At 39.0% G+C, this 20,219-nt stretch carries 17 protein-coding genes; 5 read left to right on the top strand and 12 right to left on the bottom strand.

The window, feature by feature from the left end; translation table 11 throughout:
* The 9 genes from CLV94_RS13930 to CLV94_RS13890 all read right to left on the bottom strand — a co-directional run bounded on the left by CLV94_RS13930 (position 1) and on the right by CLV94_RS13890 (position 6,326).
* The gene (locus CLV94_RS13930; RefSeq protein ID WP_121377107.1) at positions 1-573 is read right to left on the bottom strand and encodes a hypothetical protein; all 573 of its coding nucleotides are present in this window, start codon (positions 571-573) and stop codon (positions 1-3) included.
* A gap of 11 nt (positions 574-584) precedes the next feature.
* Positions 585-1,157 carry a DUF3575 domain-containing protein gene (locus tag CLV94_RS13925; RefSeq protein WP_121377106.1) on the bottom strand — a complete coding sequence of 191 codons (573 nt, stop codon included), beginning with the start codon at positions 1,155-1,157 and terminating at the stop codon, positions 585-587.
* Between the two features lie 108 nt (positions 1,158-1,265).
* A complete protein-coding gene (locus tag CLV94_RS13920) occupies positions 1,266-2,201 on the bottom strand; it encodes a transglutaminase domain-containing protein (RefSeq protein ID WP_121377105.1) in 936 nt (311 codons plus the stop codon).
* A gap of 24 nt (positions 2,202-2,225) precedes the next feature.
* Positions 2,226-3,074, bottom strand: a complete 849-nt coding sequence (locus CLV94_RS13915) for a substrate-binding domain-containing protein (RefSeq protein WP_121377104.1) — start codon at positions 3,072-3,074, stop codon at positions 2,226-2,228.
* Positions 3,075-3,083: 9 nt separating this feature from the next.
* Positions 3,084-3,530, bottom strand: coding sequence for a DinB family protein (locus tag CLV94_RS13910; RefSeq protein WP_245982579.1), 447 nt, complete (start codon positions 3,528-3,530; stop codon positions 3,084-3,086).
* On the bottom strand, positions 3,530-4,402 hold the full coding sequence (locus tag CLV94_RS13905) for a nucleoside phosphorylase (protein ID WP_121377103.1): 873 nt from the start codon (positions 4,400-4,402) through the stop codon (positions 3,530-3,532). The genes CLV94_RS13910 and CLV94_RS13905 overlap by 1 nt, the downstream gene beginning before the upstream one ends.
* A 67-nt stretch (positions 4,403-4,469) precedes the next feature.
* Positions 4,470-4,802 (bottom strand): translation initiation factor, encoded by a 333-nt coding sequence (locus CLV94_RS13900; RefSeq protein ID WP_121377102.1) that lies wholly within the window; start codon positions 4,800-4,802, stop codon positions 4,470-4,472.
* A 52-nt stretch (positions 4,803-4,854) separates the two neighbouring features.
* On the bottom strand, positions 4,855-5,244 hold the full coding sequence (locus CLV94_RS13895; RefSeq protein WP_121377101.1) for a GxxExxY protein: 390 nt from the start codon (positions 5,242-5,244) through the stop codon (positions 4,855-4,857).
* Positions 5,245-5,375: 131 nt separating this feature from the next.
* Positions 5,376-6,326: an isopenicillin N synthase family dioxygenase gene (locus tag CLV94_RS13890; protein ID WP_121377100.1), complete on the bottom strand. Its 951-nt coding sequence runs from the start codon at positions 6,324-6,326 to the stop codon at positions 5,376-5,378.
* Positions 6,327-6,518: 192 nt separating this feature from the next.
* On the opposite strand from CLV94_RS13890, the gene CLV94_RS13885 reads away from it, so the two are divergent.
* Complete coding sequence (locus CLV94_RS13885) at positions 6,519-8,495, top strand: alpha-ketoacid dehydrogenase subunit alpha/beta (RefSeq protein WP_121377099.1); 1,977 nt, start codon at positions 6,519-6,521, stop codon at positions 8,493-8,495.
* 161 nt (positions 8,496-8,656) lie between these two features.
* Here CLV94_RS13885 and CLV94_RS13880 read toward each other — a convergent pair whose 3' ends face one another.
* Entirely contained in the window at positions 8,657-9,076 is a 420-nt protein-coding gene (locus CLV94_RS13880) for a hypothetical protein (RefSeq protein WP_121377098.1), read from the bottom strand.
* A gap of 229 nt (positions 9,077-9,305) precedes the next feature.
* On the opposite strand from CLV94_RS13880, the gene CLV94_RS13875 reads away from it, so the two are divergent.
* Both CLV94_RS13875 and CLV94_RS13870 read left to right on the top strand, forming a co-directional pair.
* Complete coding sequence (locus CLV94_RS13875; protein ID WP_121377097.1) at positions 9,306-9,620, top strand: hypothetical protein; 315 nt, start codon at positions 9,306-9,308, stop codon at positions 9,618-9,620.
* Between the two features lie 426 nt (positions 9,621-10,046).
* Positions 10,047-11,489 (top strand): glycosyltransferase, encoded by a 1,443-nt coding sequence (locus CLV94_RS13870; protein ID WP_121377096.1) that lies wholly within the window; start codon positions 10,047-10,049, stop codon positions 11,487-11,489.
* Between the two features lie 56 nt (positions 11,490-11,545).
* On the opposite strand, the gene CLV94_RS13865 is transcribed toward CLV94_RS13870, so the two are convergent.
* The gene (locus CLV94_RS13865) at positions 11,546-12,106 is read right to left on the bottom strand and encodes a DUF6642 family protein (protein ID WP_121377095.1); all 561 of its coding nucleotides are present in this window, start codon (positions 12,104-12,106) and stop codon (positions 11,546-11,548) included.
* Between the two features lie 438 nt (positions 12,107-12,544).
* Between CLV94_RS13865 and CLV94_RS13860 the strand changes: the two genes are divergently transcribed.
* On the top strand, positions 12,545-16,891 hold the full coding sequence (locus CLV94_RS13860) for a T9SS type A sorting domain-containing protein (RefSeq protein WP_121377094.1): 4,347 nt from the start codon (positions 12,545-12,547) through the stop codon (positions 16,889-16,891).
* A 408-nt stretch (positions 16,892-17,299) separates the two neighbouring features.
* Here CLV94_RS13860 and CLV94_RS13855 read toward each other — a convergent pair whose 3' ends face one another.
* Positions 17,300-17,695: a hypothetical protein gene (locus tag CLV94_RS13855; protein ID WP_121377093.1), complete on the bottom strand. Its 396-nt coding sequence runs from the start codon at positions 17,693-17,695 to the stop codon at positions 17,300-17,302.
* Positions 17,696-18,460: 765 nt separating this feature from the next.
* Between CLV94_RS13855 and CLV94_RS13845 the strand changes: the two genes are divergently transcribed.
* Entirely contained in the window at positions 18,461-20,206 is a 1,746-nt protein-coding gene (locus CLV94_RS13845) for a DUF885 domain-containing protein (RefSeq protein ID WP_121377091.1), read from the top strand.
* Positions 20,207-20,219: the final 13 nt, after the last annotated feature.

Below are 20,219 nucleotides of genomic sequence, written 5' to 3'. Positions count from 1 at the left end.
CTATTGTACGGTAAAATTATAATAGCCTCCCGATACGTTATTGGCTGTTGTCTGTATCGTCAGAAAAGTGTCTTCAGACGTGCTGTTGTTTGATGACAGTTCTAATTGCGATACTTCTGTAAATCCAAAAACCAATCGATACTCGCCAGCCTGTGTTAGCGGAATTCCGGCTCTAAACTTATAATTTTGCGAAGCAGGATCATAAATACTTTCAGCAATCACAAAATAATTGACTACAGCATCCCCTTCATCTTCTATTATATTTTGGATATCAAGCTGCGTCCACGTGTCAGTTCCTGTCTTTTTCTCCAATCCATACACGAAACTGAAGGAAGCACCGCCAGTCGTCCTAAAAAGGTCTAACGGGGTCGTCTGGTTGGGCTCTGGTTGGTATCTTGAGAAATTCGTATTTACCCAAAGCACATCGCCGACAGCAAAACTGTTTTGGTGTTCTATCGCTATCAGATTTGGTAAAGAAAGGTATTTGGAATTGTAAAATTCGTCATCATCACCGCAGCCTGCAAACAGTGCGAGTCCGATAATTGCGAGTAATAAGTTCTTTATATTTTTCATAGTATTTTTTATTAAAATCGGTAGCCAAAGTTTAAGCCGACGCGCGGTACTACTTCAGGACTTTTGTCGGTATTGAAAAGATTTTTTCCCATTCCCAGAAACAATTCAAGCCCGAACTTTTCTTGGATGTACAGCTTATATCCTACAGCACCGCCAATGGCTACATCTGTATAATTATCTTCAAAAGTGTCATAATAACCGTTGCCAGCTTCGTCTACAAAACGCTGTAATTCTCTATACTTCCCTCCATTTGCTGAGACAAATAGTTCTGCAAAATAGAAGCTTTTTTGGCTTTGTGACAAAGAATATCTTACAAAAGGATTGATCTCGTATTTCGGCAGCGTACGATCATAACCTTTATCGAAATCTTCCTTCGCATTCTTGCTGTCTTGGAATCCGCCGCTAATACCGACAGAAAAATCTTCATTCAAGAAGCGCTCATAGCTGATATGAATTTTAGAAAATGCGATAGCAGACAGCACATCAAACTTGACTTCGTTTTGTTTGGAAGCAAGGATATTGGAACCGTCTTGAGCATTTGAAAACTGGAAGGCGATTAATGCAATGAAGAGCCACTTTTTCATAGTCGTGTTTTTGAAACTGTCTGTAAATATAGAAAAAAGATTGCCTGATTTTGAGCAGACAGTACATAAAATAAATTTACCAAATTCCCTTAATTATATTGGTATGGATTAATTCAAAGTCAAAGCACCAAGAATTTCTTCAGACATAAACGGTCCGCCGGGATAGGTCGCAGTATAATCAAGGTTGAGCCAAATCTGGCCGCGTTCGTCAATATGATAATGAATTTCCTTGCCCTTGCTTTCTTGCTTGAAAAGCACTTCTTTGATTAAATAGTTGATTGCTTCTAAGTCTGCCGTTTTGTTTCCGATTAAGACTTCGGGATAGATATGTCCTCCAGTGTGAATCAGCCTTGGCGTACCGCCTACAGCACGAACACAGGCTGCCATAAGAATCGCATGGTCATCACAATCACCTGAAAAGTGAATCAAGGATTCTGTCGCGCGGGCAATATATTCTTTTCCCTTCGGATCACTTACATAATTCCAACGACTCTGTATTTCCTTGAAAACCGCAAAACTCTGGATTTGACGTCGGTATTCGCTATAGCCTTTTACATTCCTGAAATATTTAGTAGTAGCCAGCAATGCAAAGTTTCGCACTTTCGGATTGTCATATTCGATAGCGTTTAGAATTTTTGACTTATTCGGAAATGGCAATAATTTTGAAATAATGATGTCCTGTGGATTTGGGTCTTCAGACATACTATAGACCATAGAACGATAGTCTTCGAAAACACTGTTGAAGCCATAGTTACCAAACAAGCTACCATAAATCAAGGCAATCAGGTATAAGGCGATACAAAGGATAATAATAGTTTTCATCAATCTCAGCACCAATTGAATAGCTACTACTACGGCCAGAAAAAGCAAAATCCTATCGATGTGGAAATACCAGTTCGGGTCAATAATGTTTTGGTGGATGATAATAAAAACTGGAATAGCAATCAAAATATTCAGCACAAAAATAATGACGCTGTCCCAAGGTTTTTTGACCTGAAGCTTCTCCTTTATTTTTTGAAAGTCTATGTTACTCTGTTTTACCATATCAACCCAAAGGCCAATCTACGATTAGATTTTTGCTATATCTGCAAAAGTACCTTTTTTATCAATAAGAGAAAGTTCCAATAGCTGATTTTGGACATTGTTTAACGTTTTATTATCCAAGGGCTTTTGCGACCATTCTGTTAACGAAAGCCATTCTCGGATGTCTTCGATTTTCTGATTGTATCGAGAAGATAAAGTCTTGTCGATGCTTGGAATATCCTTGAATTCTTCGGTCGTTTGGTTGATTACATCCAACGATATTTCGATGCTACCTGGATCATTTTCTAGTATTTCATTTCGAACGGCAATTACAAAACAAGGCCACGGAGTAGGACAGTCGGCTATTCTGCGGAATGTGCCCTTGTCAACCAAGGGTTTGGTCATGAAACGTTCCCACATAAAATAGTCAGCTGTGCCGCTTGATAATGCTTCAACTGCACCATCTATAGTATTCACGATTTCAAATTGCAGGTTTTCTGTTTTCCATCCTTGATTATGGGCATTGACATAGGCCATAAGCTGAGATCCGGAACCAATCCTGCTGATGGCAGCTTTGGTGTCTTTTAGGTCAGAAAGCTTTTTATGGTCAGAAGCAGCATCTACATGGATGCCCCAGATAAGAGGCGACTGTACGTATACCTGAACAATCTTACTTGGATTTCCAGCTACAATATCTTTGATAATTCCTTCTGTCAAGATTACGGCAATATCGGTTTCGCCATTGCGTAGCATCTGGCACAACTTTCCGGTTCCTTCCGGAACATCAGTCCATTGCAAATCAATACCTTGTGCTTCAAATTCTCCATTTTCGATACAAAGGTGCCAAGGTAGATTGAAATGCTCTGGTACTCCTGCTATTTTTAGTGTTTTCATCTTTTTTAACTAGTTGCTTTTTATTTGGTTGATATGGTGTTCTAGGTGGTCAACATAATCGGTCATCAAGAATCTTAAGTTGACGATTGACTTGTCGTTGAGCTCGATTTCATACTGCAGTGTTTCCTCACTTGCAGACTTAAAAACTCTTAAAATCTGCTTGTTGATCGAAAGCCATAACTGTGCTAATTCCTCAATATCGATTTCTTGATAACGATTGATTTTAACCAAGTCGTTCTGGTTGTAAGTTCTGTAAACATAAGGCTTTGCAACATAATGTATTTCCGTAAATCGTATGAGATTATGGATAGCAGAATCAACTAAATGTCCCAAAATTTCTTTTTTAGACCATTTATTTTCTGGTTGGAATTCTAAAATTGCTTTGTCTGCCTTCTTGATATAGTCAAGATTTTGGTCCAGCAATTTCTCGAATTTACGAATTACATCTTGCATCATCAGGAGCCTTGTGCTATTTTGTCTAAAGTATAAGCAATCAGTTCGTCTACAGCTTTATAAGGATCTTCGCTAAAAGTACCGCTTGCACGGTTGGCGATGATAGCGTTTAATGACAAAGCATTATGGCCGAGCAGGGCAGATAATCCGTAGATAGCGGCTGTTTCCATTTCAAGATTGGTAATCCTGTTATCGTTGAAATTGAAATTATCCATCTTGCCGTTTAGCTGAGGGTCTTGGATTTCCAAGCGCAGTACGCGTCCTTGGGGACCGTAAAATCCTCCGGCAGTTGCGGTAATTCCTTTAAAGATTTTATCGCTTTCAATCAGTTTTTCCAGTGTTTCGCTGCATCGTATCACATAAGGTTTTCCTTTTCGGATGTCCCAATTTGTATGGTGAATAAAGGCCTCTTCTATAGCATCTTCCGAAATTCTGTCGATTAGGTAGGAGCGAAGCATATTGTCTAGGCCGAGTCCGAATTTAGACATGACAAAGCTGTCTACAGGAATATCCTTATGTAATGATCCTGAAGTTCCGATGCGTATGATGTTCAGCGATGTCAGTTCTTCTTTCGGCTGACGGGTTTCTAAGTCGATATTGACCAAAGCATCGAGCTCGTTTACTACGATATCGATATTGTCAGGACCAATTCCTGTTGACATTACGGTGATTCTTTTTCCTTTGAAGATACCGGTCTGCGTCTTAAACTCTCTTTTTTGTGTAGAAAATTCGATCTTGTCGAAAAACTGCGTTATTTTCTCGACGCGGTTTTGGTCGCCTACAAAGATGATATCGTTGGCAATATGTTCTGGTTTTAGATTCAGGTGGTAGACGCTGCCGTCAGGGTTTAATATTAATTCTGAGGATTGTATCATTTTTTATAAGTTGCTAAGGCAAAGTTGCTGAGTTACTAAGTTTTTTGTTTGTAAATTGAGGTCGTTCTTATCCGCCAACACGTTTTACCTTAAAGCCTTTTTCTTTAAGGATAGCCATAATCTTATCGCGGTAATCGCCTTGAATAATAATGGAATCGTCTTTAAAAGTGCCGCCTACACTTAATCGGGTTTTTAGCTCTTTGGCTAATATCTTGAAATCTTCGTCCGCGCCGGTATAACCTTCGATTATGGTAGTAGGTTTTCCTTTTCGCTTTTCAAATTTGCAAATCATCGGCTCGTTCTGTACCCAGAGTTCTTTGGGTTCTGCGGCAGTTTCTTCAATTTCTTCAGACGGTTCGTGGTCTGGGAATAGTTTTTTTAGTTGGTCTTGTAAGTCCATATGCATTTAATTGGACGCGGATACGTGCTGATCGCACTGATATTCGCAGATTTTATTTTTGGTAATTTTCGTAGACTCGTCTCATAAATTCTGCTTTTTTTCCAAAATTCAAGACTAATCCAACTTCACAATCTGTTCCTCTTAGATAGTTTATGATTTGATAATGATGTTCTTTTGCCAAGCTCTCTACGGCTTTTAATTCTAGAATCACACAGTCGTTTACAATAAGGTCGGCAAAATAATCTCCGACCATGATTTCTTTATAGTAGACAGGAATTCTTTTTTGTGCTTCGACTTTATAACCATTGGCTTTTAGCTCATAAAACATAGCGTTTTGATAAACTCTTTCAAGAAAACCATATCCCAGTTCATTATAAACTTCATAATATAATTTTAGTATGGCTCCAGTCAATTCTTTGTGGAGCAATTCATCTGTTTCCATAATTATTCTAAATTTACGTGGCTAATAATCAGCGGATATCGGCGTGATTTGCCCAGATCTGCGTTCTGAAAAAATCAAAAAGACATCAAGCAAAACTCAATGTCTTTCTAATTAAAGTATAAATGTAAAACTTATTTTTTGATTAATCCCAAATCAACCAGACGTTCGTGAAGGAATTCTCCAGCCGAAATGTCTTCGTATAGTTTTGGATTTTGGTCATCAATACAGTTTTCCAAACAGTCCAATCGCATGTCGCTTACTGGGTGCATGAAAAACGGAATAGAATATCTCGAAGTTCCCCATAATTCTCTTGGTGGGTTGACCACTTGGTGGATTGTAGATTTCAGCTTATTATTCGTATGTCTTGAAAGCATATCGCCTACGTTAATCACCAATTCGTCTGGTTCTGCAATAGCATCAATCCATTCGCCATTGTGGTTCTGAACTTGAAGGCCACGTCCTTGAGCGCCCATAAGAAGGGTAATCAGGTTGATATCACCATGAGCTGCAGCACGAATCGCGTTTTCAGGCTCTTGTGTAATTGGCGGGTAATGGATAGGTCTTAAGATGGAGTTGCCTTCTTCTGCATATTTATCAAAATAGAACTCATCCAATCCTAAATGTAGGGCTAAAGCTCTTAGTACATAAATACCTGTTTTTTCAAGCATTTGGTAAGCTTCTTTTCCCACAACATTAAAACGAGGAAGTTCTTTTACTTCAACATTGTCTGGATATTCGTTAGCCCATTTGGAATCTTTGTCTACATACTGTCCGAAGTGCCAGAATTCTTTCAAGTCACCTTCTTTTCTTCCCTTTGCATGTTCTTTTCCAAAGGAAACATAACCACGCTGTCCTCCAATTCCTGGAATTTCATAACTATATTTGGTTTCTAATGGCAGGGCGAAGAAATTTCTGATTTCGCCATACAATTCATCTACCAATTGGTCATCTAAAAAATGACCTTTTAAAGCCACGAAGCCAATGTCTTCAAAAGCTTTTCCGATTTCATTTACAAATTTTTGTTTACGTTTCGGGTCATCCGAAAGGAAATCACGCAAGTCAACACTAGGAATATTTTGCATACTCTTTAAAAATATATGTTAATAACTTTGCTAGGCGTCAAGCCTTGTTATCACAAATGTATAGATTATTTTGAGAATTTAATTTTAAAAGTTATCAACAATTGAAAATTCTGTAACATTACGAGTTTATGCTGTTATTTTTTTATACTTTTGGACAACTTAAAAAAACACGCAAACCTTTTCGTAACTATTATGAATTTCGACAGAAAAAACCTGACCAACGACCAACTGTTAGACTTATATAAAAGAATTTTAAAGCCCCGACTGATTGAGGAAAAGATGCTCATCTTGATCCGCCAAGGAAAAGTTTCCAAGTGGTTTTCCGGAATCGGGCAGGAGGCAATCGCTTGCGGCGTTACTGCCGTTTTAGATAAAGACGAATACATTCTTCCGATGCACAGAAATCTTGGCGTTTTTACAGGAAGAGATATCCCATTGTATCGCTTGTTTTCGCAATGGCAAGGAAAAGCTAATGGTTTTACAAAAGGACGCGACCGTTCGTTCCACTTCGGGACACAAGAATATAAGATTATAGGAATGATTTCGCATTTGGGCCCTCAATTGGGAGTTGCCGACGGAATCGCCTTGGCAAATAAATTAAAGAAAAACGGAAAGGTAACAGCAGTTTTCACAGGCGAAGGCGCTACCAGTGAAGGCGATTTTCATGAAGCACTGAATATTGCGTCGGTTTGGGAATTGCCAGTAATGTTTGTAATCGAAAACAACGGTTACGGACTATCGACACCTACGAACGAGCAGTACCGTTGTGAAAACCTGGCTGATAAAGGAATCGGCTACGGCATGGAGTCGCATATTATCGATGGAAATAATATTCTGGAAGTTTTTACTAAGCTTTCAGAGCTTAAAGCTTCAATGATCGAAAAGCCAAGACCTGTGCTATTAGAGTTCAAGACGTTCCGAATGCGCGGCCATGAAGAAGCCAGCGGTACTAAATATGTACCTCAGGAATTAATGGATTTATGGGCGATCAAAGATCCGGTAGACAATTACAGAAAATACCTTTCGGAAACAGATGTGCTTACTTCTGAACTTGACGAAGAAATTCGTGCCGAAATCAAGAAAGAAATTGATGAGAATTGGGCAATGGTTCAGGCCGAGCCAGAAATTGAAGCTACTTATGAAGGAGAGTTAAATGATGTGTATAAACCTTATGATTTTGAAGAAGTTACTCCTTCGGATAAAAAAGTAAATATCCGTCTGATCGACGCTATTTCAACCAGTTTGAAGCAGTCGATGGAACGCCATGAAAACCTAGTGATCATGGGACAGGATATTGCGGAATATGGCGGTGCTTTTAAAATTACCGACGGCTTTGTGGCGCAGTTCGGAAAAGAAAGGGTCATCAATACGCCAATCTGTGAAAGTGCTGTAGTTTCTGCAGGAATGGGACTTTCAATCAACGGGCATAAGGCCATTGTAGAGATGCAATTTGCCGATTTCGTATCGACAGGCTTCAATCCAATAGTAAATCTTTTGGCAAAATCACACTACCGCTGGCTCGAAAATGCTGATGTCGTAGTACGAATGCCTTGCGGTGGCGGAACTCAAGCCGGGCCTTTCCACTCGCAGACCAATGAAGCTTGGTTCACTAAAACGCCTGGCTTGAAAGTAGTTTATCCAGCCTTCCCGTATGATGCTAAAGGACTTTTAAATACGTCGATCAACGATCCGAATCCGGTATTGTTTTTTGAGCACAAGCAATTGTACAGAAGCGTATACCAAGACGTTCCTAAAGATTATTATACATTACCGCTAGGAAAAGCATCATTGCTGAAAGAAGGAAAAGACGTAACTATTATTGCCTTTGGAGCTGCCGTGCATTGGGCTTTGGAGACTTTGGCAAAAAATACGGAAATCTCTGCAGACTTATTAGATTTGAGAACATTGCAGCCTCTCGATACCGAAGCTATTTTTGCTTCTGTAAAAAAGACAGGAAAAGCAATCATATTGCAAGAAGATACAATGTTTGGCGGCGTTGCCAGCGACATTTCTGCCATGATTATGGAGCATTGTTTCGAATATCTTGACGGTCCTGTAAAACGTGTAGCGAGCCTTGATTCGCCGATTCCGTTTACAAAAGCGCTCGAAGATCAATTCTTGGCAAAGAGCCGATTTGAAGATGTTTTGAAAGAGCTGATGGCGTACTAGATTTTAGATATAAATAAACAAGGTGTAGCGAAATCTACACCTTTTTGTTGTCTATTTTTTAGGTAAAAGGTTTTGAATCAACTGAATCTGCTCTATAGAAGGCTTGGCGCTCCATGACGTCGAACCATGCAAACTAATTGTTCATGTCTTTCTTTTTTTACTTATTTCAATTTTATTCCGACGCCAATACCCACATTCCATTTTCCATCTGCCGTACTTGTCTTGGCATTATAATACAGAGGTATCTGTAGGGCTAGTTTTTTATAGCTGTACGTAAGTCCCATTCCGAGCGTAGGCATGACAAAAGAATTTTTTACTTGTGATTTGTCTTCCTTGAAGCGCAGCGAAGGAAGCATGCCTAGCAATAGTTTTGATTTTCCGGAAGTCAAGCTGACGTTTGGTCCCGTAAAATTCAAGAAACCGCCTTTATCTACATAGCCTGCGATAACAGTTCCTTCAAAAAAGCCAAATGTCACTTTAGATTCTTTAGGAATTGGATGGACTGTTTCGATCATTTGCGCCATTGCGATTTGGGTAACAAAAAGGATAAGGAGGAAGAAGGAAAGCGTAATTTTTTTCATGATTAAGTTTTTAAAAGCCCGTAAATTTAGAAGCCGTTACAATACTACAGTTGAAAGTGAAAGAAGCGGTAAGTATTTTGTAATGAAAAGAAGAAAAATTGAATCGAATCTGTTTGTTTAAAGATGTAGTAATAATTCTACTCACCGGGACATCATGAATTTTAATAAAAACAATACATTTAGCTGTTGAAAAAGTAAAAGATGGTCGTTTCTCATATATTGAAAAAACATGAACTTTTGTAAGTTCCTGCATCCCAAAAGCAAAGTAGAAGGGCTGAGCAAAACGTATAAAGCTTGGGAATTCAGGCCGAGCAGATTAGAAATATTACCCGTAACCGACTTGGTATGCATCGCCTGCTCCCTGTTTTTACCCAAGCGCTACAGCCTGGTGTATATTGCCTATCATAGAGACATGATGGAGTTTATGAAAACCGATCTTGGAGACGGCATCATCTATTCTTATTTTTTTATTCCTGCCGGAAACAAACCTAACGCCGAACTGATTATCCAAGACATAAAACTGCAATATCCCTGTAAAAATTAACCGAACACTACCACTTTTTTACAAGTAGCCTATTCAAAAATTTCCTGACTATTTTCCCTGGCCACTCTTTTGAGTGGCTTTTTTTATACTCGAAAAAGCTATGTCTGCTAAACAATAATGTCCATAAAAAGTATAGTTATTGAAGGTTTGAGCAGTTACTTCTTCAATCTAAATCATACCAAAAATCCACAATTGCATTGGGGAATTGTGTTGTTCTCTATTAAAAAAATCTACATTTTGTGGAAACGACAAGTGCTCTAAAGCCCCTAATTATAAGGATAAGCCAAATGGCACGAGGCTTGCTAATCGTGTTGCTGTACGTGCTTACTTACATTTCATTACGGTTTTCCTCAACAGAAAATTAGGAAGAAAAAAAGCCTTCGTACGACACACCACCAAACCCATTATTAATTTAAGTAGTATAGCATGAAAAGTGAAACAATTACTTCTACAAAATTTTACCCCCAAAATGATATCCATGCCGACGAACAAGGATTGACCAGCTTTATTTTTAAAATCAACAGCCTGATCCTAGAAAAAATGCTTTTTTTGAGATATCCCAGAAAGGCAAACATGATGGTACTAGCAGGTACTTTCGTGTTACTGATGGTAGGTGCCTATCTGGCGTATGAATTGCAGCCCGAATTTTACGAATTCAATATCGAACGTCTAAATTCGGTCATAGGCTTTCCTTTCTTGGTTCTTGCCAGCGTATTGCTATTGTTCAAGGCGGGCTTTATGCTCTATAATATTTACCTTTATTTTCGCTACAAGCCAATCAAGTCTGTAACCGATGAAGAACTGCCGACGTGCACTGTAATCGTTCCGGCTTATAATGAAGGCAAGTTGGTATGGGATACGCTACTGAGCATAGCTGAAAGCGATTATCCACAAGAAAAACTACAGTTGTTAGCAATCGATGATGGAAGCAAGGATGATACTTGGTATTGGATGCAGGAAGCCAAAAAAAGATTGGGCGACCGATTGTCAATTTATCAGCAGCCCGAAAACAAAGGAAAGCGACATGCGCTTTACCGCGGGTTTAATATGGGTACAGGAGAAATTTTTGTAACGATTGATAGCGATTCTATCGTAAAGACCGATACTCTTAGAAATTTGGTCAGCCCGTTTGTAGTGGATGAAAACTGCGGTGCGGTGGCCGGAAATGTTCAGGTATTGAACAATGAGAAAGCCATGTTGCCGAAAATGCTCAACGTGAGCTTTGTGATGAGCTTTGAATTTATACGTTCGGCAGAAAGCAGAGTCGGCTCTGTGCTTTGCACGCCAGGCGCATTGGCGGCTTACCGCAGCACGGCCGTATTTGCCTGCCTTGAAGAATGGATCAACCAGACGTTTATGGGACAAGCTTCAGACATAGGTGAAGACCGTGCCATGACCAATATGATCTTAAAGCAAGGCCATCATGTGCTGTTCCAGAGAAATGCTTACGTGCTTACAAACGTGCCAGAAAAATACCGTGGCTTGTCAAAAATGTTTATCCGATGGGGCAGAAGCAACGTACGAGAAAACCTGATGATGTCGAAATTTGTCTTCACGAATTTTAGAAAAGGCTCTAAAGTAGGAGCGAGGCTGTTATTTCTCAACCAGTTCTTGACTATTGCTATGGCCTATCCGTTCCTGTTATTCATGTTGTATTTTATACTGATACACCCCGTACTGTTTTTTAGCTCAACGCTTTTGGGCATCCTGATCTTATCGAGTTTCCCTGTGTTTTTCTATGCAAAACGTCATAATTTTTCGGAATCATTATGGGCCTATTCTTACAGTCTGTTATATACTTTCGGATTATTCTGGATTATGCCTTATGCGATAGCTACGGCGGGCAGGAGAGGTTGGCTGACGCGTTAATTTCAAAAAACAAATAAAAGTTCAAAACAGCTGCTTGTAAAAGCGGCTGTTGCTGTTTAATAATACAGCCTAAAATCCAACACCTTGCAGGCTGCATAATATTTTTCATGTAGTGCTTCTACAATTTCGACTACATCATCTTCATCTTGGCACAGACTGAAGAAAACATTATCGAGCTGGCTGCTCGTGGCCTTGCGGGATGTGATTCCATAGCCCGAAACGGCTTTAGCTCCCGTAATATCTAAGAAATATTGCGCTTCTTCTTCACTTAAATCCAAAGGCTTTGCATTAGCAAAATGCAGAATCTTGCCCTTCATTCTTCCTTCAAAGATTTCGGCTATCTCTTCGAGGCTGTAATAATAATTGTTCAGACAGATCGTATTTCCTTCACCAGGCATGATCAGGTAGATGATTTCATAATTCTTGAAATTATGGTCTTCATAAAGCAAAACGTTTAAGCTTTCTTCCAGTCCTTCAATCGTATCGCAGGTCTTATAGATGCTGTCAATACCTGTCTGTAATGCAAGTTTTTCTAGGCTTTTAAAAACCTCGGTCGTAGTTTCTGTCTCGATATCGGGAACAGCTTCAAGGCAGAAGATAAATTTGTCATAATCCATAGAAATTATGTTTTTGAAGGAGTAGGGCAAAGGTAGGATTTTATTTGAATCAGAAACTAATGTCGTGTTTTTACAAGTATGTTCCGACTGACTTTCCGTACCTGCCAGCAGCCTATTTATATAGGAAAACTAAAATAGGATTCGCGAATTGCGACACTAAAACTCTCCAAAAAACTAATCAATACCGATTGTATATAAAACTAGTATAAGGGTAACACAGTAAGCTATTTATCTAAAAAATAAAATCTATTTGTACTTTGTATTGAGATTTTTTTGACGCTAAAAAAATTAAATTATCGCAAATTGAAAGTCAAAATTATAAGAAAACAATGTGCGAAGCCACGTAAATAAAGGGTTTTTAAAAGTATTCTTTTTCTTATTAAAAAAATATTAATAAATGTTAATTTTCGTTAACTTAGCTACCCTAAATCCAATCGTATGAAAAAAAACAAACACATGACAAAACAGCTTTTATTAGCATTTTTGATGCTGATGAGCTTTTTTACAGGTTATTCTCAACGGGGAACCATTCCTATTGAGTTCGAGCCGAAACCTGTATTATTTGATCCAAAACTGTCACCAGAGGGCGTACTTGAAAAAGTATACGACCGATATGGTAAAGAGTATTCTCTTTCGGACATTATGATCATTACTCCAGGAAGAAGGATGTTGCAAAGAGCGCAACAGATTACCTGCTCTTCGACTTCCTACTTTAATTTATACTTTGAAGACGGCTGTGGAATGGAAAACACAGCGGATCCAGTTCACAACGCCCGTAGGGCAGTGGTCTGCAAAGTTTTTGAAGACCTTTCCAATTTTATCAATTCCCCGCTGACGGCTAGCGGAAAAAAAGTAAACATCTGGGTGAAAGATATTGCTTCTGGCTCTGCTCCGGCAGGAGTTTTAGGCTCTGCATCTTCTTACTACATCGCGCCTAGCAATAATAGTATCACCACTGGAGGTATCTTGGATGGCGAGATATGGAAGACCATACATCTTGGCCAAGATTCTTATACCAATTTAGGCAGTTCAGTCAATCTGTATCATGGGGAGATTGCTTTTAATTTTGCGGATGCCAATATTCAATGGCATACTGACTTAACAACCAATGCGCCTAGCAACTTGTATGATTTGTACACTGTAGTACTTCACGAAGTAACACATGCTTTAGGTTTTGGTAGCTTTATCAATCAGAATGGAGCTTCTATAACAGGAGCGGGCTATTACAGCAGATACGATACTTTTTTAAGAACGAATGCCAATGTGCCTTTGTTGACAATTGGAGGTTGCTCTATGTATAACGTAAATTTCAACTCTGCCGTATCGCCAACAGTATTGCGTCCGGGTTGTACATTGCCAGACAATTTGGGTACAGGCTCGCTTAACACTACGGTTTGCAACAATGCTATAAGATACGTAGGATCGTCTACCGTGCCAGTTTATACGCCGACTTGCTTTGAATTAGGAAGTAGCTTGAGCCATTTTGAAGACATGTTATATCCTTCATGTGCCAGTCCTAATGGCAATGATACATATTTCGTAGTAAGCAATAGCATCGCGAAAGGTGTTACAAAAAGATACCTGAAAGCAGAAGAGAGAAGGACTTTGTGTGATATGGGCTATAGCGTAAAGACTACTTACGGTTCGAGTACTACAAGCGGCGGTTTCTTCAATTATGGAGGAACAGTTTGCGGGGGTATTATCGTAGCAGGTTTGAATGATGGTGTAAGTGCAAACGGCTCCTATACTTTTTCAGGCGCAATCACTACAACTGGTGGTACTAGTACAAATGTGGCTATATCAGGAAACATACTTTTGTCTAATGACGTAAATGCTACAGGATTTGAATGTCTTCAAGACATTACTGGAGCAGCGACGCTTTCTGCTACAGCCGGTACTTCGGGTACGACAGTCAACTTTACGACGGCAGTTCCTGGTTTGCATTTGTTGCGTTATGTTCCGATAAATGGCACACAGCGAGGTAATATTACCTATTTATATGTTTATATCATACCGCCGCCAAATCCTGGTGGATGCAGTCCGACACCTACTGCCTGCAATATGGTAATGAATGGTGATTTTGAGCAATATTCTACATTGCCTACTCAAATTAGCCAAATAATAAGAGCTTGTGGGTGGAGCTATCCAAATGCCAATGCGCAATATTCTCCATCTTACTTTAATGGGCTTGTATTGCCAGGCTCGACTACTTTTGCGTCTTGGGTTGGTGTTCCTTGTAACATATTTGGATTTCAAGCAGCAAACAATAATATCGGTAACGGTTATGCTCAAATACGAACTAGCCGTCACGGAGGCAAGGAGCATTTGTATACAATGTTAAAAGCACCTTTGTCGGCCAACACTACTTATCAGCTAAGCTTTGATGTGTCTCTATGTGATGGAATGAGCGGCTATGCAGGCTATTTGCAGGCTTATTTGTCCAATACTGCTGTGTTGCCTATAAATTCTAATATGGATGTAAGCATTCCGAATCCGGCTAATCTGCTGACTTCCCCTTCTATAATAAGAAATAGTGGTGGTTGGGATACGATTACCTTTACCTTCACTACAACTACAGGAGGCGAACAATACTTATATTTAGGATTGCTAAACAATGCAGGACTTGTAACCAATACTGCTGCAGTAAATAACACAAGTTGTACTTATAATAACAATAACCAAGGTCCTGATGATTATCAGCAACACTTTAGAGGATACTATCTAGACAATGTAGTGTTGATTCCTACTAACGGTGCAACATTTGAACTTCCAACTGCCGTTTGTAGCACACAAAGGCTGAATGACTTGAGCATCTATCTGTCTGACGTAGATACAGACGGAGTTTTCTCTGGTCCTGGCGTATCAGTAGCGGGTGGTATTTATTCTTTCAATCCTTCGGTAACAGGCGTAGGCACTTTCACTATTGCGTATACGTATACCAATTCGAGCGGCTGTCCTACGACATTGTATGACACAATCAACGTAACTACAACATCTACGAACACGATTCCTGTAGACGCTGTAAATGACAACTTCTCAAGCATACCAGTAAATGGCATCACAGGTGGACTTACTCCTAGCGTCTATTCAAATGATAACTATAATGGCGTATTGTCTATTCCGGCATCTTTATCAAATGTTTCTTTTGCTTTGGTGAATCCGATCTCTATTACTGGAGCTAGTATTGACGGTACTGGAGTGATTAATGTTCCTGCTAATACTCCATCAGGTACATATACTTTGACATATTCATTAAGTGGCACAGGAAACTGTAATGCAACAGATACGGCAACAGTTGTTATCGTGGTGAATGGTACGAGTACGTTGCCAGGCATAAGAGCTAACAATTCGGTTAATAATATCGGATTGCAGTCTACAGGCAAGATTATCATTTCAGGATACTTTACGACCTACAATAACGTGTCGAAAATTAATATGGCCCGATTGAATACCGATCTTACTTTAGACCCTGCTTTTACCTATACAGGAAACCAAGAAGCAAGAGGAATGGCGATACAATCTGACAATAAAGTTATTGTTGTCGCAGCCAATCCTATATTTGGAGGCACTTCATGTGTAGCAAGACTATTACCTGATGGAGGTGTAGATACCAGCTTTAACGTAGGTGGTGTAGGCACGGCAAGACATCCAAGTCTTTCTAACAATATCGGTCATGCAGCGGCTATTCAGACAGACGGAAAAATTTTGGTAGGAGGTGACTTCTACTATTATAATGGCGTACAAAAACTAGGAATTGCTAGGCTTCTGTCTAACGGTACAGTAGATGCTACCTTTAATCCTACAGAATTGAATACCTATTTCAGATCGGTTGTTCATTCGATAACGGTACAGCCTGATGGAAAAATCATTTTACTAGGTGTATTCTCTCCTCCGGTTGCAGGCGCTACAGCAAAAAATATCGTTCGATTGAATGCTAATGGTACATTGGATGCTGGATTCTTGGCAGGAGATACTGCTGGTACGATAAATTACCAAGATCTAGACGTTTCTATATACAGTCCATTGACAAGAGCAACTGTGCAGCCAGACGGCAAAATCGTAGTTGTGGGTGGCTTCACTAAATACAACGGTACCAATACAAAATGTATCGTGCGTTTATTGTCTAACGGACAGATTGACCCGACTTTTAATACTACTACAGGTGTAGATAGAGGGATCAATACCGTAATCATGGAACCGGTTACCAACAAGATCATTATTGGCGGTGAGTTTACTACGTTTAACGGAAGTGCCGTGAAAAAGATGATACGCCTAAACACCAACGGAACATGGGATACTACATTCAGTATCGGCTCTGGAACAACAGACCTGCCAGGTTCTTCTAGCTGTCCGTTCTGTTACAACCATATTAGAGCGTTAAAACTACAGCCAGACGGTAAGGTAATCGTAGGCGGAAGGTTCAAAACATTTAACGGATTATCTGCAGGATTTGTTACTAGAATTTCTGGCGATGCAGGATTGCAGTCAAGAGGTACAGGCGTAGTATATGTAAGCGAGCCTGAAATCGATACCAATCCAACTTTCAGCAACATAAAGGTATATCCAAATCCAAGTAGCGATTTGTTCAATATCGATTTGAGCCAAGAAAGCGCACCTTATTCTTCAATTAATGTGTACAACCTATTGGGTGCAAAAGTATTCACTGCAGCCCTGACTCCGAAAGAGAATAACGTAATTGATCTTTCACATCTGTCAGCGGGTTATTACACGGCAAAACTAGAGAATGGTGCAAGTACTGCGACTTTCAAATTGGTTAAAAACTAAGTAATACCAATAGGAGCAGGGAAAGCTAGATAAACCCTGAACCTAAAAATTAAAATCCCAAGAGAATTAGTTCTCTTGGGATTTTTTATGTTCGTAAGACATAATTTTATTGGCAATCTGCACTATAATGTCTAATTCTTATTTGGCTTTTCTTTTTGTTGCATTGCATATGACTCTATACTGACTCTATAGTAAGTCTATAGTGAGTCTATAAGAATAATGTTTTTTATAGAGTCACTATGGAGTCATTATGGACTCACTATGGACTCACCTAGAAGAAAAGTGCAAGAAGACAGTAGTAGAATAAGTGATATTATAAGATTTTATGTAATGAAAGCGTAAAAAAAATTAAGATTAAGATAATAGGCAATTTTTTTGATATGTATGCTTAATTTATAGCTTTGGATGTTATTGCATATTAGTTTGGTTCTCAATAAACAATGCATCACCATAGTCGATAGTATGAATTATTGTTATTCCGTTTTCTAAATGGAAGATTAATTGGTCGTAATCATCTTTTATTAAGTTTGTTATTTTTTGGTTTTTAAAAATGATATCCTCGGATAGTTCCCAATTATAATTTGTTAAGACAATCAATTCTTCTTTACCATCCCATTCCACTATATAGTCATTCCCGAAGCGGAGTTTTGTGCTATTGTCCAGTTCCATAACAGTCCAAAAATAATAAGCAGGCGATATTCCAGGCATATAATCATAGGGGCCGTCTTGTTTCGTGAAAAATAAGTTTGTCAGGACCCTGCCTATAACCATTTTTCTATATTCTTCGAATTCTGTGATAGACATGTTGCTGTTGGTTAAAAAGATGTGTGATTGCCGTTTATGACGCTATGCTTATTTTTTATAGTAAATATCAAAATCAATAAATAGTGCTATCGTGAGATTCCCAAGCATATAAAATGCTAAAGGCGTATCAGCTGGAAGTAATTTTAAGAAAAGACAAATAAGCCAAATGATAAAAACATACAAATTAAATACACCTGCAAAAATATAAAAGAAGTTGGCTCTCAATTTGTCTTTTCGCTTTTTCTTAAAATAGAAAAGTCTCAAAAGAATCAGGGTCACTCCAAGAACTATGCAAAAAAAAATACTTTTAACGAAGAAAATGAATAATCCCGTTTCGCTAAATATTTTATGTCTTGTAACAAAATAATCAAAAAAAACATACAATGTCCAGATGTTTATCAAGACAAAGGATAGGGTAGTGTATTTATAATGTTGTTTTTCTTTCATACTGTCAAAATAAGGAATGGCTATTTGTTAGTGTTGACTTCCGGCAAATGCCACAAATCAAATATACTAAAAACAAGCCACTGCCCTTCATTTGCATGCTTATTCTGCATGCTCATCTTCCAGCTGTTTTTTTAAGTGATGGAATAGGATAAGCCTAGCAATAACTTGATTAATGATTTGCAATATTTCCAATTTTGGAGCGAATATATTCATTAAATTTATCTAACGAAATTACTCCTTTTAGATTTCTATAAAACCTCAAAATAATTTCAACCTCATAAACATTTTCCTATCTTTAGGCTTTAATTTATTCCTTATATGAAAAGAACATTACTTTCGTTAGTTGTTTTAGGTTTGCTTTATTCCTGCAACAAGACCGCCAAAGTAGAGGCCGATGAGTTTGCAGATATTCACTTTGAAAACTACAAAGAACATTTTGTCGATGAGCTATGGAAGCTTAATCCTGGTTGGGCTTCAAGCCAAGGTTATCATAAATACGATAGCGTTTTGGTGATTCCTGATGAGGCCTATGAGAAAAAACAGCTGGAGTTTTCCAATTCGCAATTGGACTCGCTAAAGAAATATTCGCTCGAAAACCTGTCAGACAACAATAAGACCGATTTCTATATGATCAAGAATCTTTTAGAAAACGTGGTCTTTACTATTAAGGAAGTAAAATCAGACGAATGGGATCCTTCTTCCTATAACGTGAGTAGTTCTTTTGCTGAAATGCTGAATGGCAATTACGATTCGCTCGAAGCGCGCTTGAAAAACATCAGCCTTAAGATGGACAATATTCCGGCCTATTATGCCGCGGCGAAAAAAAATATCAAGAACCCTACGGTAGAACATACGCAGCTAGCGATAGCGCAAAACTTAGGCGGTATTTCTGTTTTTGAAACAGACCTTAAGGCAGCCGTAGACAAAAGCAAGCTAGGCAAGGAAGAGAAGGATGCTATTCTTGAAAAAGCGACTACAGCCGTAACAGCCATCCGTGACTATGCCGACTGGCTTCAGAAGCTGGACAATAAGACACCGCGCTCTTTCCGACTCGGAAAAGAACTGTATGCCAAGAAGTTTAATTTCGATATCCAGTCGGGCTATAATGCCGAACAGATTTATCAAAAATCCATCAGCCAGAAAAAAGAACTGCACGACAAGATGTTTGCACTGGCAGATAAATTATGGAGCAAATACTTAGGCAATGCGCCAAAACCGACAGATAGGCTAGACCTAATCAAGCAAGTAATTGACAAGATTTCACTACAGCATACGACGCCTGAAAAGTTCCAGTCGCAGATTGAAATGCAGATTCCAGAACTGATCTCTTATGTAAAAACAAAAGACCTAATTTATATCGATCCGTCCAAGCCTTTAGTCGTTCGCAAAGAACCAGATTATATGGCGGGCGTGGCAGGCGCTTCTATTTCGGCACCTGGCCCTTACGATAAAAACGGAAATACCTATTATAACGTCGGAAGTCTTTCAGGCTGGTCGGCAGAAGATGCCGAAAGCTACCTGAGAGAATACAACGACTATATCCTACAGATTTTAAACATCCATGAAGCGATTCCTGGACATTATACGCAGCTGGTCTACAGCAACCAATCGCCGAGTATTATCAAGGCCATCCTAGGTAATGGTGCAATGATTGAAGGCTGGGCAGTCTATACCGAAAGAATGATGCTAGAGAGCGGTTACAAGAATTCAGACGAAATGTGGCTGATGTATTATAAATGGAATCTGAGAACAATTTGTAATACTATTTTGGACAACAGCGTGCATACCCGAAATATGTCTAAAGAAGAAGGAATCCATCTGCTGACCAAAGAAGCTTTCCAGCAAGATGCTGAAGCAGAAGGCAAATGGAAACGCGTAACCCTGTCGCAAGTACAGCTTTGCTCGTATTTTACAGGCTATACTGAAATCTATGACTTTAGAGAACAGCTTAAAAAGGAGCAGAGCAAAAGCTTTAACCTAAAGCATTTCCACGAGAAATTCCTTAGCTATGGCAGCGCTCCTGTTAAATATATCAAAGAATTGATGCTAAAAGAAAAAATGTAGACAAGCTATTTTT

This window comes from Flavobacterium endophyticum (genome assembly GCF_003634455.1).
Taxonomy (GTDB): Bacteria; Bacteroidota; Bacteroidia; order Flavobacteriales; family Flavobacteriaceae; genus Flavobacterium; species Flavobacterium endophyticum.
Note: the sequence above shows the minus strand (reverse complement) of the source record. Positions and strands in the feature narration are given on the sequence as shown.

Bases quoted from the DNA above. Each gene is read 5' to 3' on its own strand.
- CLV94_RS13930 (WP_121377107.1), bottom strand. From the start codon at position 573: ATGAAAAATATAAAGAACTTATTACTCGCAATTATCGGACTCGCACTG.
- CLV94_RS13925 (WP_121377106.1), bottom strand. From the start codon at position 1,157: ATGAAAAAGTGGCTCTTCATTGCATTAATCGCCTTCCAGTTTTCAAAT.
- CLV94_RS13920 (WP_121377105.1), bottom strand. From the start codon at position 2,201: ATGGTAAAACAGAGTAACATAGACTTTCAAAAAATAAAGGAGAAGCTT.
- CLV94_RS13915 (WP_121377104.1), bottom strand. From the start codon at position 3,074: ATGAAAACACTAAAAATAGCAGGAGTACCAGAGCATTTCAATCTACCT.
- CLV94_RS13910 (WP_245982579.1), bottom strand. From the start codon at position 3,530: ATGATGCAAGATGTAATTCGTAAATTCGAGAAATTGCTGGACCAAAAT.
- CLV94_RS13905 (WP_121377103.1), bottom strand. From the start codon at position 4,402: ATGATACAATCCTCAGAATTAATATTAAACCCTGACGGCAGCGTCTAC.
- CLV94_RS13900 (WP_121377102.1), bottom strand. From the start codon at position 4,802: ATGGACTTACAAGACCAACTAAAAAAACTATTCCCAGACCACGAACCG.
- CLV94_RS13895 (WP_121377101.1), bottom strand. From the start codon at position 5,244: ATGGAAACAGATGAATTGCTCCACAAAGAATTGACTGGAGCCATACTA.
- CLV94_RS13890 (WP_121377100.1), bottom strand. From the start codon at position 6,326: ATGCAAAATATTCCTAGTGTTGACTTGCGTGATTTCCTTTCGGATGAC.
- CLV94_RS13885 (WP_121377099.1), top strand. From the start codon at position 6,519: ATGAATTTCGACAGAAAAAACCTGACCAACGACCAACTGTTAGACTTA.
- CLV94_RS13880 (WP_121377098.1), bottom strand. From the start codon at position 9,076: ATGAAAAAAATTACGCTTTCCTTCTTCCTCCTTATCCTTTTTGTTACC.
- CLV94_RS13875 (WP_121377097.1), top strand. From the start codon at position 9,306: ATGAACTTTTGTAAGTTCCTGCATCCCAAAAGCAAAGTAGAAGGGCTG.
- CLV94_RS13870 (WP_121377096.1), top strand. From the start codon at position 10,047: ATGAAAAGTGAAACAATTACTTCTACAAAATTTTACCCCCAAAATGAT.
- CLV94_RS13865 (WP_121377095.1), bottom strand. From the start codon at position 12,106: ATGGATTATGACAAATTTATCTTCTGCCTTGAAGCTGTTCCCGATATC.
- CLV94_RS13860 (WP_121377094.1), top strand. From the start codon at position 12,545: ATGAAAAAAAACAAACACATGACAAAACAGCTTTTATTAGCATTTTTG.
- CLV94_RS13855 (WP_121377093.1), bottom strand. From the start codon at position 17,695: ATGTCTATCACAGAATTCGAAGAATATAGAAAAATGGTTATAGGCAGG.
- CLV94_RS13845 (WP_121377091.1), top strand. From the start codon at position 18,461: ATGAAAAGAACATTACTTTCGTTAGTTGTTTTAGGTTTGCTTTATTCC.